Annotated in this window: 11 protein-coding genes, 1 tRNA gene and 1 pseudogene; 7 read left to right on the forward strand and 6 right to left on the reverse strand. The window is 73.0% G+C overall.

Annotated features, from left to right (window positions below; translation table 11 throughout):
• Positions 1 to 186: 186 nt before the first annotated feature.
• Both OG689_RS26085 and OG689_RS26090 read left to right on the forward strand, forming a co-directional pair.
• Positions 187 to 933 carry an MBL fold metallo-hydrolase gene (locus OG689_RS26085; RefSeq protein ID WP_266323301.1) on the forward strand — a complete coding sequence of 249 codons (747 nt, stop codon included), beginning with the start codon at positions 187 to 189 and terminating at the stop codon, positions 931 to 933.
• Positions 934 to 1,149: 216 nt separating this feature from the next.
• Positions 1,150 to 2,433 carry a hypothetical protein gene (locus OG689_RS26090; RefSeq protein WP_266323302.1) on the forward strand — a complete coding sequence of 428 codons (1,284 nt, stop codon included), beginning with the start codon at positions 1,150 to 1,152 and terminating at the stop codon, positions 2,431 to 2,433.
• A gap of 55 nt (positions 2,434 to 2,488) precedes the next feature.
• Here OG689_RS26090 and OG689_RS26095 read toward each other — a convergent pair whose 3' ends face one another.
• On the reverse strand, positions 2,489 to 3,403 hold the full coding sequence (locus tag OG689_RS26095; protein ID WP_266323303.1) for a branched-chain amino acid transaminase: 915 nt from the start codon (positions 3,401 to 3,403) through the stop codon (positions 2,489 to 2,491).
• A 143-nt stretch (positions 3,404 to 3,546) separates the two neighbouring features.
• Here OG689_RS26095 and OG689_RS26100 point away from each other — a divergent pair, with 143 nt between their 5' ends.
• A complete protein-coding gene (locus OG689_RS26100; RefSeq protein WP_266323305.1) occupies positions 3,547 to 4,602 on the forward strand; it encodes a helix-turn-helix transcriptional regulator in 1,056 nt (351 codons plus the stop codon).
• Positions 4,603 to 4,652: 50 nt separating this feature from the next.
• Here the strand turns inward: OG689_RS26100 and OG689_RS26105 are convergent, their stop codons facing one another.
• The 4 genes from OG689_RS26105 to OG689_RS26120 all read right to left on the reverse strand — a co-directional run bounded on the left by OG689_RS26105 (position 4,653) and on the right by OG689_RS26120 (position 10,848).
• Positions 4,653 to 5,939, reverse strand: coding sequence for an LLM class flavin-dependent oxidoreductase (locus tag OG689_RS26105; RefSeq protein WP_266323306.1), 1,287 nt, complete (start codon positions 5,937 to 5,939; stop codon positions 4,653 to 4,655).
• Positions 5,936 to 6,967, reverse strand: a complete 1,032-nt coding sequence (locus OG689_RS26110) for an LLM class flavin-dependent oxidoreductase (RefSeq protein WP_266323308.1) — start codon at positions 6,965 to 6,967, stop codon at positions 5,936 to 5,938. Before OG689_RS26110 ends, OG689_RS26105 begins: the two co-directional genes overlap by 4 nt.
• Positions 6,968 to 7,308: 341 nt before the next feature.
• Entirely contained in the window at positions 7,309 to 8,595 is a 1,287-nt protein-coding gene (locus OG689_RS26115; RefSeq protein ID WP_266323309.1) for a PTS transporter subunit EIIC, read from the reverse strand.
• Positions 8,596 to 9,558: 963 nt separating this feature from the next.
• Positions 9,559 to 10,848 carry a PTS transporter subunit EIIC gene (locus OG689_RS26120; protein WP_266323310.1) on the reverse strand — a complete coding sequence of 430 codons (1,290 nt, stop codon included), beginning with the start codon at positions 10,846 to 10,848 and terminating at the stop codon, positions 9,559 to 9,561.
• 345 nt (positions 10,849 to 11,193) lie between these two features.
• Between OG689_RS26120 and OG689_RS26125 the strand changes: the two are divergent.
• The 4 genes and pseudogenes from OG689_RS26125 to rdgB form a co-directional block, all read left to right on the forward strand.
• Positions 11,194 to 11,448: pseudogene (locus tag OG689_RS26125) on the forward strand (glucose PTS transporter subunit EIIB); the annotation flags it as partial.
• 198 nt (positions 11,449 to 11,646) lie between these two features.
• Positions 11,647 to 12,372 (forward strand): ribonuclease PH, encoded by a 726-nt coding sequence (rph, locus tag OG689_RS26130; protein WP_266323311.1) that lies wholly within the window; start codon positions 11,647 to 11,649, stop codon positions 12,370 to 12,372.
• 290 nt (positions 12,373 to 12,662) lie between these two features.
• Positions 12,663 to 13,052, forward strand: coding sequence for a hypothetical protein (locus tag OG689_RS26135; protein WP_266323312.1), 390 nt, complete (start codon positions 12,663 to 12,665; stop codon positions 13,050 to 13,052).
• A 54-nt stretch (positions 13,053 to 13,106) separates the two neighbouring features.
• On the forward strand, positions 13,107 to 13,715 hold the full coding sequence (rdgB, locus tag OG689_RS26140) for an RdgB/HAM1 family non-canonical purine NTP pyrophosphatase (protein WP_266323314.1): 609 nt from the start codon (positions 13,107 to 13,109) through the stop codon (positions 13,713 to 13,715).
• 75 nt (positions 13,716 to 13,790) lie between these two features.
• On the opposite strand, the gene OG689_RS26145 is transcribed toward rdgB, so the two are convergent.
• A tRNA-Leu gene (locus OG689_RS26145) sits at positions 13,791 to 13,872 on the reverse strand.
• Positions 13,873 to 13,895: the final 23 nt, after the last annotated feature.

A 13,895-nucleotide genomic window follows, 5' to 3' on the forward strand; every position in this document is an offset into this window, starting at 1 on the left:
CTGGTGATTCCAGCCACAGCCCGGCACGGAGACGGGGGCAAAGTGCCTCTGCGCCCTTACTCTCGACACGCGAACGCAGTGCTACCGACCGGTGTACCAACGGGTAGCGACGGGCCCGACGGACGACCGGGCCCGGACAGCCATGACCAACAGCAGCCAGGACGTGTCGGGGCGGAGGGGCTCGGTATGAAACTGACCGTGGTGGGGTGCTCGGGAAGCTTCCCGTCCACCGAATCGCCGTGCTCCAGCTACCTCGTGGAGGCCGACGGCTACCGCGTCGTGATCGACCTCGGCAACGGCGCGCTCGGCGCCCTGCAGCACTACTGCGGCCTGTACGACGTCGACGCCGTACTGCTCAGCCACCTGCACGCCGACCACTGCATCGACCTCTGCGCCTACTGGGTGGCGCGCAACTACCGGGCCGAGGGCTGCCCCGAACTCCTCCCCGTGTACGGCCCGACCGGCACCGCCGAGCGCCTCGCCCGCGCCTACGACATGCCCGAGGAGCCCGGCATGCGCGAGGTCTTCGACTTCCGCACGCTGCGCCCCGGCAGCTTCGACCTCGGCCCGCTGCGGATCACCGTCGCCCAGGTCAACCACCCCGTCGAGGCCTATGCCTTCCGGGTCGAGCACCAGGGCCGCTCGTTCGTCTACTCCGGCGACACCGGCGAGTGCGCCGACCTCGTCGACCTCGCCCGCGACAGCGACCTCTTCCTCTGCGAGGCGGCCTACACCGACGGGCGGGACACCTACCAGGCCGTCCACCTCAACGGCCGCGAGGCCGGCGAGCACGCCACCGCGGCCGGCGCCCACCGTCTGGTGCTCACCCACATCCCGCCGTGGACCGACGCCGAACGCAACCGCAAGGACGCCGTCGCCGCGTACGCCGGGCCGGTCGAGATCGCCCGACCCGGCGCGGTCTACGAGATCTGACCGGTCGGAGGGCCTTCGCGGCACTCCGGAAAGTTTTTTCGGATCCACCCGCAACCTCCCGGGCCCCCGCACGTCCATATGAGTGAGCGGCACGGAAGCCGCGCACAGTCGCCGGGCCCGTCGGGCCGGCCACCGCCACACCACTCATCAGGCTTGTTTCGTGCTGCCCGGAAACGGCTCCTCGCCGGTGCCCGGGCGGATCCAGGGGGGATCACCATGCTTCAGACCAACCGTGCCCTGCGCCGCGCCGGCCGCGTCGTCCCGGCCGCCGTCCTCACCGCCGGGCTGCTCGCCGGCGGCGCCGTCACCGCCGCCCCGGCCTTCGCCGGCGGGGCGCCGCTGACCCTCACCGTGCAGCCGCCGTCCTCGATCGGCGCCGCCGGCGGGCCGGTCGAGTTCACCGAGACGATCGCCAACCCGGGCGGCACGGGCTGGGCCGTGGTCCTCCAGCTCACCGCCGAGACCGCGGCGGGGGCCGGGGAGAACTTCATCAGCATCGAAGCCCGCAACGAGCTGAACGGCCTGTGGGACGCGGTTCCGGTGACCCTGCACCACGAGCAGGACAAGGACGTCTTCTCGGCCGAGGTGATCGGAAAGATCATCGTACCGGCGGGGGAGAAGAAGGACGTCCACCTGCGCCTCGGCGCGCCGATGGGCAAGCCGCACGACGGTGCGTCCAACGGCGGCGTCGGTCCGGCCGTCACCCTCCGTTCGGAGGTCAAGGGCTGGTGGCAGGACACCCCGGTGGAGCCCGCCGTGCGGGACACCCGCACCATCAAGGTGGACGCGATCTCCAACGAGCTCGCCGGCGTCCCGGCCAAGGCCGTCGCGGGCGGAGCGCCGGTCGAGTTCGACGCGGTGCTCAGGAACCCGTCACCGTCCGCCTACACCAACCTCGGCAACGTCCTGTTCGCGGACAAGCACGCCAAGGTCGAGGTCCGCCGCGCCGACGGCACCTGGAGCACCCTGACGGGGATCACCGTGCCCGACGGCAACCCCGGGCAGGCCGGCTTCTACCTGGACGGCCGCAACTCCTCGGCCGCGCCCGCCAGCACGACGACCGACCGGGTCCGGCTCAGCTACCCCGCGGGCACTCCGGGCACCGCGGGCGAGGTCCGGACCTGCGTCTTCGTCAACGAGTCCCAGGACACGCCGTTCCACGGCACCACCTTCTGCGCCAAGGGCGCGACCATCGCGATCACCGAGGCCGCCACCCCCAGGCCCACCACCCCGGCCCCGGCCGGCACCTCCGCCACCCCGGCGCAGCCGTCCACCGCCGCCACGTCCGCCGCGGCCGTCCCGGCCGCCGTCACCAGCGCCTCACCGACCGCGACCGCGACCGCGACCGCCGACGCCCCGGCGCCGGCCGGCCGGCTGGCCGTCACCGGCGCCGACGGCGGCCGCACCGGCCTCCTCGCGGGCATCGCCGCGCTCCTGATCGGCGCCGGCATCGCCGCCTTCGTCGTCGTCCGGCGCCGGCGCGCCGACGGCACCGCGTGAGCGGACGTCCGCCCGGCCCCGCCGCGCCCGCGGCCGGGCCGGCCGGACCGGCGCCTCAGCCCACCGGCGTCAGCCAGCGCCGGTAGCGCGGGTCGGCGCCCGAGACCGCGGCCCGGTACGCCTCCCGCAGCCGGTCGGTGACCGGTCCCGGCGCGGCCGGCAGCGCCCGGTCGTCCAGCGAGCGGACCGCGACCACCCCGGCCGCGGTCCCGCAGACGAACAGTTCGTCCGCCGCGTACAGGTCCGAACGCAGCAGGTTCTCCACCCGGACCTCCACCCCCAGATCCCGGGCCAGCGTCAGCACGGTGTCCTGGGTGATCCCCTCCAGCGCGCCCGCACTGGACGGCGGCGTGCGGAGCACCCCGTCGCGGACGGCGAACACGTTCTCCCCGGTGCACTCGCTCACCGAGCCGTCCGGGCCCAGCAGCAGCGCCTCGTCGTAGCCCGCATCGTTCGCCTCCCGGCGGGCCAGCACCGAGTTCAGGTAGGGGCCGGTGGCCTTCGCGGCGGGCGGCACCGCGTTCGGGTCGTTCCGCCGCCAACTGCTGGTCTTCAGGGTGATCCCGGCCTCCTCCCCGGGGAGTTGGCCCTGCCATTCCCAGCCCGCGATCGACACGGTGACCGGCGAGTGCCGCATGTCGATCCCCATCGAGCCGTAACCGAGGAACGCGAAGTGCCGCAGGTAGCAGGCCCGGTGGCCGTTGGCCCGGACCAGCTCCGCCGTCGCCTTCGTCAAGTCGTCGGTGCTGTAGGGAAGGTGCATGCGCAGCATATGGGCGCTGCGCTCCAGCCGGCGCAGGTGCTCGGGCAGCCGGAACACCGCCGGACCGTCCGCGGTCTCGAACACCCGGGTGCCCTCCAGCACCCCCGTGCCGTAGTGCAGGCCGTGCGTCAGCACATGGGTCCGCGCCTCGTGCCAGGGCACCAGCGCGCCGTCCAACCAGATCGTCGAAGCTTCGGGAAGAGCCATACGCACCATCGTGGCCACCTCGGCCGGGCGGGTCAGCCTCCTCGGCGTGGCCGGAACAGGTCGTGGCCGGGAGCGGAACCGGCGGCCGTCTCGTCCCTCGGAAACCCCGACCCGGCCCGCCCGCGCCTCACTAGGCTGCGCCGATGGAGCGCACCGAGCACGCGCAGACGCCCGGCGACAGCGACGCCGTCCGGCTCTACGCCCGCCTGCTCACCGACCCCGGCCGCCCGCCCGGCGCTCCCGACCCCGGCTGGACCGGAGCGCGACTCGCCGCCGCCACCGCCGAACTGCGCGCGCTCGGCCTGCTCCAGCCCACCGCCGCCGACACCGGCGGGCACGCCGCGGTCTCCGTCGACACCGCCGTCCGCCAGCTCCTGCTCGACACGGACACCCAGGTCACCGCCCTGGTCGCCGCGCTCGGCCGGGCCCGCGACGCGGTCGGCCGGCTGCACGACGGATACCTGCCGGTGCAGGAACGCCACCGCGCCGAGCACCCGCTCGAACTCGTCCGGGGCGCCGACCGGATCGCCGCCCTGCTGGAGGACGCGGCCCGCGGCGCCCGCACCGAGGCGCTCTCGCTCCGGCCCGGCCAGGACGCCTCCGAGCCGGCGCTGGCCGGCAAACTCGCGCGCGAACGCCTCGCCCTCGCCCACGGCGTCGCCATGCGCACCGTCTACCCGGCCGCCGCGCTGCGCCGCCCCACCGTCCTTGCCCACCTGCGGGAACTCACCGCGGCGGGCGCCCACATCCGGGTCGCCCACACCCTCCCGCTCTGGCTGATCTGCGTCGACGCCCGGCTCGCGATCCTGCCCGCCGCCGACTCCGACCACGCCCCGGGTTCGTTGCACGCCCCCGGGGCCGACCCGGCCGAGGCCCACGAACCCCGGGCCGCGGCGGCCGTCCTGGTCCGCGAGCCGGCCCTGGTGGCGATGATCCGCGAACTCTTCGAGTACTTCTGGGCCGGCGCCTGGACCCCGCCCGAACTCCTCACCGGCGACCGCGCCCCGGCCGAGCCCGCCGACCGCCACCAGGAGGTGCTGCGGCTGCTCGCCGCCGGACTCACCGACGCCGCGATCGGCCGCAAGCTGGAGGTCTCCGAGCGGACCGTCCGGCGCCTGGTCGCGGAGCTGATCGCCGACCTGGGAGCGGACAGCCGCTTCCAGGCCGGCGTGCACGCCGCCCGTCTCGGCCGGCTGTAGGCCCGCGCGGGCGTGCTCCCGCACGAGTCGCCACCGCGCGGGAGCGGACCTCAGCGCTCGCCCGGGGACGGCAGCCCGAGGTGCTCGCGCAGCGTCCGGCCGGTGTATTCCGTCCGGAACACCCCCCGCTCCTGCAGCAGCGGCACCACCTGGTCGACGAAGTCGTCCAGCCCGCCCGGCGTGAGGTGCGGGACGAGGATGAAGCCGTCCGCGGCGTCGTTCTGCACGTACGCGTCGAGCTGCGCCGCGACGGTGCGGGGCGAGCCGATGAAGGACTGCCGCCCGGTCAGCTCGATCACCAGCTCACGGGTGGTCAGGTTCTTCTCGGCGGCGGTGGCCCGCCACCTGGCGGCGATCTCCAGCGGGTCCCCCAGCCGGGTGCGGCCCTGCACCAGCGCACTGTCCGGCACCGGGTCGGCGGTCGGCAGCGGCCCGTCCGGGTCGTGGTCGGACAGGTCGACACCCCACACCTGCTCCAGGAAGGCGATCGCCGTCCGCGGTCCGACCTGGGCCCGGCGGATCTCGGCCGCCCGCTCCTGGGCCTGCGCGTCGGTGTCGCCCAGCACGTACGTGACCCCGGGCATGATCTTCAGCTCGTCCGGCTTGCGCCCGTACGCGGCGAGCCGGCGCTTCACGTCGGCGTGGAAGGCCTGCCCGGCCTCCAGCGTGCTGTGCCGGCTGAAGACCACGTCCGCCGCCGAGGCGGCGAACTCGCGTCCCTCCTCGGAGTCGCCCGCCTGGATCACCACCGGGTGGCCCTGCGGCGGACGCGGCAGCGACAGGGTGCCGGTCACGTCGAACTGCGGTCCCGAGTGGCGTACTTCCGCGCCGTCGGCGTCCCAGAACTCCCGGGCGAGCCGGACGAACTCGGCCGCCCTGGTGTACCGGTCCGCGCGGTCCAGGTAGCCGCCGCGGCGGAAGTTCTCCCCGGTGAAGGCGTCCGAGGAGGTCACCACGTTCCACCCGGCCCGGCCCTCGGACAGGTGGTCGAGCGAGGCCAGCCGCCTGGCCAGCTCGTACGGCTCGTTGAAGGTCGCGTTCACCGTCGCCGCCAGCCCGAGCCGGTCGGTGACCGCCGCCAGCGCGTTCAGCACGGTGATCGACTCGGGCCGGCCCACCACGTCCAGGTCGTGGATCCGGCCCTTCACCTCCCGCAGCCGCAGGCCCTCGGCGAGGAAGAAGAAGTCGAACTTCCCGCGTTCGGCGGTCTCGGCGAGATGCCGGAACGAGGAGAACTCGATCTGGCTGCGGGAGGCCGGGTCCGTCCACACGGTGGTGTTGTTGACCCCGGGGAAGTGCGCGGCGAGGTGGATCCGCTTGAGCGGACGGCCGGTCATCGGGACACCTCGGCGGGGGAGCGGGTGGCGGCGGGGGCGGTGGCAGCGACCGGGGCGCGACCGGCGGCGTACCGGCTGGCGGGCCGGGCCAGGCCGAGGTGGTCGCGCAGGGTACGGCCGGTGTACCCGGGCCGCAGCAGTCCCCGTGCCCGCAGCGCCGGCGCCACCCGTTCGGCGAAGGCGGCGAGGTCACGGCCGGGGTCGGCGGGCACCAGGTGGAACCCGTCCACCCCGGCCGTCCCGGCGATCCGCCCGGTCAGCGCGTCCGCCGCCGCCTCGTCGGGCAGGGCGAGGTCGAGCCGCAGCAGGATCCGCAGCTGCTCGCCGGCCTGGAGCCGGAGCCGGTCGGCGGCGGCCCGGGCGGCCTCGGGGCCTGGGGCGTCCAGCAGGACGACGTCGGCGTACCGGGTCGCCACGGCCGTCCGCCCGGGCAGGTCGTCGGTGGTGAGCGCCACCACCACGACCGGGCGGCCCTGGGGCGGCCGCGGGGTGATCGACGGGCCGCGCACCGAGAAGTACCGGCCCTGGAAGTCGGTGTGGTGCAGCTTGTCGCGGTCGACGAAGCGGCCGGTGGCGACGTCGCGGATCTCGGCGTCGTCCTCCCAGCTGTCCCAGAGCCGGGTGGCGACCTCCACGGCGTCCGCCGCCTCGGCCCACAGGGCCTGCTCGGGCACCGGCTCGCGCCGGCCGAAGGCGCGGGCCTCCTCCTCGGTGCCGGAGACGGCGACCAGCCAGCCGGCCCGGCCCTCGCTCACCCAGTCCAGGGTGTTGACGGAGATCGAGGTGTGGAAGGGCTCGGTGTGCGTGGTGGTGACGGTGGGGACCAGCCCGATCCGGTCGGTGGCCGGGGCGAGCCGGGCGAGGGCGGCGAGGGCGTCCGGCCGGCGCGGCGCGGCGGTGAAGGAGTCGTCCAGGGTGACGAAGTCCAGGGTGGCCCGCTCGGCGGCGAGGGCGAGCGCGGTGTAGTGGTCGGCCCGGACGTGTCCGGGGCTGTCCAGGGCAGCGGAGAAGTGCAGTTGGCGGGGCATGGGGCGGCCTTGATTTCCTCGTGCGGGTACGTGGCGGGGAGCCCTTGGCGGGCGACACGAGTTGCTGGGGCGGGCAGGGCCGGGCGGGACGTCAGCCGGGCAGCCGCGGGGAAGGTGTCAGGCGGGACACGCCGCGGACCACACGCGACCGAAGTCGATGTGGCTGCGGGTGACCAGAATGCGCCGGGCCTTCATCGCCCCAGTTGACCAGCGATCTTGCCGATCCGTCAACCGGCCTCGGGGAAGCGGCCCCGTCGGGCGGGCGGCGCCGGGCACGAGAACGCCCCGCCCCGCCGCTCGGGCAGCGAGCGGCGGGGCGGGGCGGTGGTGACGCGTGGGCGTCAGGCCTTGGTGACGTCCTCGATCTCCTCGTCGTCCTCGCGACCGGGGGTCTTGAGGTCGAACTTGGTGATCGCGAAGCGGAAGAGGAAGTAGTACAGGGCCGCGAAGACCAGACCGATCGGGATGATCAGCCAGGGGCTGGAGGCCTTGTTCCAAGCGAGGGCGTAGTCGATCAGGCCGGCCGAGAAGGTGAACCCGTCGTGCACGCCGAGGGCCCAGGTGACGGCCATCGAGACGGCGGTGAGCAGCGCGTGGATGACGTACAGGGCGGGGGCGATGAAGACGAAGGCGAACTCGATCGGCTCGGTGACACCGGTGACGAAGGAGGTCAGGGCCAGCGACATCATCATGCCCATCACGGCCTTGCGGCGGTGCGGCTTGGCGGCGTGGGCGATGGCCAGGGCGGCGGCGGGGAGCGCGAACATCATGATCGGGTAGAAGCCCGACATGAACTGTCCGGCGGTGGGGTCGCCGGCGAAGAAGCGGTTCAGGTCGCCGTGCACGACGGTGCCGTCGGGCTGGGTGAAGTCACCGGTCTGGAACCAGGCGTAGGAGTTGACGAACTGGTGCATGCCGACCGGCAGCAGGCCGCGGTTGACCAGGCCGAAGGCGCCCGCGCCGAGCGCCCCGGCACCGATCAGGGTGTCGTTCAGGCTCTTGATGGCGTCGCCGATCGGGCCCCAGAGGAGGGCGAACAGCACGCCGACCGCGGTGCCGACGAAGGCCATGACGATCGGGACCAGGCGGCGGCCGTTGAAGAAGCCGAGCCAGTCGACGAGCCGGGTGCGGTGGTACCGCTGCCAGAGCACGGCGGCCAGCAGGCCGATCACGATGCCGCCCAGGACGCCGGGGTCCTGGTAGGTGGCGGCGACGTACTTGCCGTCGACGATCTTGGCGTCGGTGATCGGGAAGGCGGTCAGCACGTTCTTGTAGACCAGGAAGCCGACCAGGGCGGCGAGCGCGGTGGAGCCGTCGGCCTTCTTGGCGAAGCCGATCGCGATGCCCACCGCGAACAGCAGCGGCAGGTTGTCGAACACCCCGTGGCCGGCGGTGGAGAAGACGGTGGCGACCTTGCCCCAGCCGAGGCCGTCCTTGCCGAAGACGTCGTCCTGGCCCAGACGGAGCAGCAGGCCCGCGGCGGGCAGCACGGCGATCGGGAGCTGGAGGCTGCGGCCGATCTTCTGCAGCCCCTGGAGGACGCTCTGGCCGTACTTCTTGGCGGGGCTCGGCGCCGAGGCCGGGGCCGGGGCCGCGTCGGGCGCCGGTGCCTTCGCAGACGTAGTCATGGGGGAGGTTCCTTACGGCAGGGGCGGTCGGGTGGTGCAGGGGACGAGGACCGCCGCGAACTGGTCTACACCACACGTGGTGTAGACCAGTTTTGTAGCACGAGCCGAGAAGAGGGGGAACCCCAGATAGCCGCGCAGGTGGGAAGCGCTATGAAATCGAAACCTTCCCGATGATTCGCGATCATGATTCCCCGGCGCGATTGGGACTTTGGCGATTTGCGCAACAAAATGCCGCCCGGCGGCTCGCGGGCCGGGCGGGCCGGGTGGTGGTGGACGAACGGTCGGCGCCCGGGGATGTCCCCGCGGGGGGTTTGTGGCCGGCCGGCGCCGGACCGGACGATCGCGAACGGCGGGCGGGGGTCGCCCGGCCCGGGGGAGCGCGGCGCGATCCGGCCGCGCGGCGGCCGCCGGGAAGGCTCGGGAAGGCGGCCGTCGGGGCCTGGCCTGCGGCGGTGTGCGCCGTGCTCGGCTGACCGGACATCATCACGAACAAGTAGCCTGCCACGAACCGGCGGCAGTGGAATCCGATCCGGACGATCATCGCCGGAACTGCACAACTTCGGCCGGATCACGACACTCGTCCCGCCGCCGGGTGCCGCCCGGCTTTCCCAGGATTTCCGGAGCCGCGTGTTCCGGCGGCCCGGAGCGGCGGCGCGGGCGGCGCGGAATGCCGCCGACCTGCTCCGGGGCGCCCCCGGCGGGGCCACCGGAAGGCCGGCCCCACCCCCTGCCGGGCGGCGCCGGGCCCCCGGGCCCACCGGCGGCGGGTTCCCGGCCCGGCGGGCGCCGGCACCGGCTCGGGTGCGCCGGGAGATCGTTCCGGTACGAGGCGCCGAAAGGCGGAGGAAAGCGATCCCTGCGAATTCCGGTCCATCGTGCCGACCGGTCGCAGCGATCCTCCTGATACGGGGAAGGCCCCCGAGGGAATCGGCCCCGAGGGTCTTTCCGGACGGAATTTCGGCGTCAGGCCTTGGTGACGTCCTCGATTTCCTCGTCGTCCTCACGGCCGGGTGTTTTGAGGTTGAATTTCTTGATGATGAAGAGGAACAGCGCGTAGTAGACCACCGCGAAGCAGAGGCCGATCGGGATGATCAGCCAGGGTTTGGTGGCCAGCGACCAGTTGATGACGTAGTCGATCAGGCCCGCCGAGAAGCTGAAGCCGTCGTGCACCCCGAGCCCCCAGGTGATCGCCATCGACGCGCCGGTCAGCAGGGCGTGCACCGCGTAGAGGGCGGGGGCGATGTAGGCGAAGGAGTACTCGATCGGCTCGGTGACGCCGGTGACGAAAGAGGTCAGGCCCACCGAGAGCATCAGGCCGTAGATCTCCTTGCGCCGGTGCGGCTTGGCGGCGTGGGCGATGGCCAGGGCGGCGGCCGGCAGGGCGAACATCATGATCGGGAAGAAGCCGGAGGTGAACTGGCCGGCCGTCGGGTCGCCCGCCAGGAAGCGCGGGATGTCGCCGTGCACCACCTCGCCGTTGGCCTTGGTGAAGTCGCCGAACTGGAACCAGACGAAGGTGTTGAGCAGCTGGTGCATGCCGATCAGCAGCAGGGCGCGGTTGGCCACGCCGAAGATTCCGGCGCCGCCGGAGCCGAGGTCGACCAGCCACTGGCTGAAGTCGGTCATGGCGCGTCCGATCGGCGGCCAGATCCAGACCGCGAGGCACGCGAGCAGCATGCCCACCAGGGCGGTGATCATCGGGACCAGGCGGCGGCCGTTGAAGAAGCCGAGCCAGTCGACCAGCCTGGTGCGGTGGAAGCGGACCCAGAGCCAGGCGGAGAGCAGGCCGATCACGATGCCGCCGAGCACACCGGGGTTCTGGTAGACGGCGGCCTCGGCCGCGAGCGACTGCGGGTCCACACAGCGGTTGCCGATCAGCTTGGTCGGCGCCGGGCAGACCTCCGGGAAGGCCTGGAGGACCTTGTAGTAGACCAGGAAGCCGACCACCGCGGCGAGCGCGGTCGAGCCGTCCGCCTTCTTGGCCATGCCGATCGCGACGCCGATGCAGAACAGCAGCGGCAGGCCGAGGCCCGAGTCGAGCAGGGCGCCGCCGGCCGCCGCGAACACCTTGGCGACGTTGTCCCAGCCGAGGCCGTCCTTGCCGAAGACGTCGTCCTGGCCGAGCCGGTTCAGGATGCCCGCGGCGGGCAGCACGGCCACGGGCAGCTGGAGGCTGCGGCCCATCTTCTGGAGGCCGCCGTAGAAGCCGTGCCACCATGTCGTCCGTGACGCTGCGGCGCCTGCTGAACTCATCATCGCCCTCCGAGAGCAGTGCCCGTTCCGTGCGGGTCGCAGGGGCGCCGGAACACCTGGGGCGTTTCCCGCGTTCGTCGGAGTGGACCTATATTGGTGTAGACCACTCGCGGTGCAGGAGGTGGGCGCGCGCCAGGGGGCCGGAGGTCCCGCTGATCGACATCCTCGGGCGAAGATCCAGAGCCCGCGCGCCGAAGTGGGCCAAACGTGGACTAACCTGGCAAACCGGTCGAACTCGGGCGATGCTGGTCGCGCTGCTGACGCAACACGGCACATGAGCCCGCGTCAGCACCGACCACACACCGCAGCACAAGGGCAGGACGGCACCCGGCAAAGCAGCCGACGCCGAGACAGAGGGAGAAAGACATGGCCAGCAAGGCTGAGAAGATCGTCGCCGGTCTCGGCGGCATCGACAACATCGAAGAGGTCGAGGGCTGCATCACCCGCCTGCGCACCGAGGTCAAGGACGCCTCCCTGGTCAACGAAGCAGCCCTCAAGGCCGCCGGCGCCCACGGCGTCGTCAAGATGGGCACCGCCATCCAGGTCGTCATCGGCACCGACGCCGACCCCATCGCGGCCGACATCGAAGACATGATGTGACCTGACCCCACCGGTCACCCACACGGCCCGCCCAGCAGCACCCGCTGCCGCGCGGGCCGTCCGCGTACCGCCCGCCGGACGCCCCCGCACGCGCCCCCGGCGCGCCCCCGCCCACCAGCCCGAACGCCCGTACCGCCCGGCGCCGCGCACACCCACCGCACACCGGCAGCACCCCGCGACCGACTACGCTCGGACGCTATGTCACGCATCGACGGCCGCACCCCCGACCAGCTCCGCCCCATCACCATCGAACGAGGCTGGAGCAAGCACGCCGAAGGCTCCGTCCTCGTCTCCTACGGCGACACCAAGGTGCTCTGCACCGCCAGCGTCACCGAAGGCGTCCCCCGCTGGCGCAAGGGCACCGGCGAAGGCTGGGTCACCGCCGAGTACTCCATGCTCCCCCGCGCCACCAACACCCGCGGCGACCGCGAAGCCGTCAAGGGCCGCATCGGCGGCCGCACCCACGAGATCAGCCGCCTCATCGGCCGCTCGCTGCGCGCCGTCATCGACCACCGCGCCCTCGCCGAGAACACCATCGTGCTCGACTGCGACGTCCTGCAGGCCGACGGCGGCACCCGCACCGCCGCCATCACCGGCGCCTACGTCGCCCTCGTCGACGCCGTCGCCTGGGCCCGCGACAAGAAGATCCTCCGCGCCAAGGGACAGCCCATCACCGGCGGCGTCAGCGCCGTCAGCGTCGGCATCATCGACGGCGTCCCCATGCTCGACCTCCAGTACGAGGAGGACGTCCGCGCCGAGACCGACATGAACATCGTCTGCACCTCCGACGGCCGCTTCGTCGAGGTCCAGGGCACCGCCGAAGGCGCCCCCTTCGACCGCGCCCTGCTCGATCAGCTGCTCGACCTCGGCACCCTCGGCTGCGCCGAGCTCGACGAGATCCAGCGCAAGGCCCTCCAGGGCTGACAGCGCCGCGAATCGCCGCGAGGCGCGCCGCCCGTGAGCCGCACCGGCGCCGCCGGGCGCACCGCACCGCGGACCACACCGCGGACCACACCGCGGACCCACGGCGTGCCCCGCACCCCGGACCACACGCGGACCCCACGGCGCGCCGCCCGCGCGACACGGGCTCCGGACATCGGCTTCTGTACAGGCCGGGCCCGGAGCCCGTACGGTTCCCGCAGCACCCTGCACGGGAACCGCCGGAGCAACTCCAGCGTCATTCCCTGCGGAACCCGCGGACCCAGGAGGACCGGATGCCCCAGAGCATCACCCGCCCCGCCACCCTCGCAGTGGCGGCGCTCATCGCGATCCTCCCGCTCAGCGCGGTCAGCTGCTCGGCCGCCCAGAAGGCCCTCGACTGCGGCAACACCGCCATCAAGATCAGCGGCGACATCACCGACGTCACCACCGCCTTCAACAACGCGAGCAACGACGCGGCCGCCGCCGGACAGGCCCTGCAGAAGCTCAAGAACGACCTCGACCAGCTCGGCAAGAACTCCAAGAACACCGACGTCTCGCAGGCCATCACCGACCTCACCACCCAGGTCGACAAGGTCCAGCAGGCCGTCAACGCCAAGCAGGTCCCCGACCTCAAGCCGCTCGGCGACGCCGCCGGCAACCTCACCCAGGTCTGCACCGGCTGACGCCCCGCCGGGACCGGCGCCGGCACCCGCCCCGACTTGGCTAGGGTGGACGCCATGAGCACCCGCCGACTCGTCCTCGCCACCCGCAACCAGCACAAGGTCACCGAACTCCGGGCCATCCTCGGCCGGGCCGGCCTGGACGTCGAACTGGTCGGCGCCGACGCCTACCCCGAGATCCCCGACGTCGCCGAGACCGGCGTCACCTTCGCCGAGAACGCCCTCCTCAAGGCGCACGCCCTCGCCAAGGCCACCGGACTGCCCGCCGTCGCCGACGACTCCGGCCTCTGCGTCGACGTGCTGAACGGCGCACCCGGCATCTTCTCCGCCCGCTGGGCCGGCAAGCACGGCGACGACCGGGCCAACCTCGACCTGCTGCTCGCCCAGCTCTCCGACATCGCCCCCGAGCACCGCGGCGCGCACTTCGCCTGCGCCGCCGCCCTGGCCCTCCCCGACGGCACCGAGCGGGTCGTCGAAGGCACCCTGCCCGGCACCCTGCGCACGGCCCCGGCGGGTGACGGTGGCTTCGGCTACGACCCCGTGCTGCAGCCGCTGGGCGAGAGCCGGACCTGCGCCGAACTCACCGCCGACGAGAAGAACGCGATCAGCCACCGCGGCCAGGCCTTCCGGGCGCTGGCGCCGGTGGTGCGGGAGCTGCTGGGCTGACGGAGCGTCCGCCGGCATGTCGAAGGCCCGCTCGGAGTGATCCGAGCAGGCCTTCGTTTCCAAGGTTTCCAGCGGTGCGGCCGAAGGGATTCGAACCCTCAAGTCCTCACGGACCAACGGACCTAAACCGTCTGCGTCGCCACTGCGCCACGGCCGCCTGCCCTGCTGGGCATCATGCTA

The organism is Kitasatospora sp. NBC_00240, assembly GCF_026342405.1.
GTDB lineage: Bacteria > Actinomycetota > Actinomycetes > Streptomycetales > Streptomycetaceae > Kitasatospora.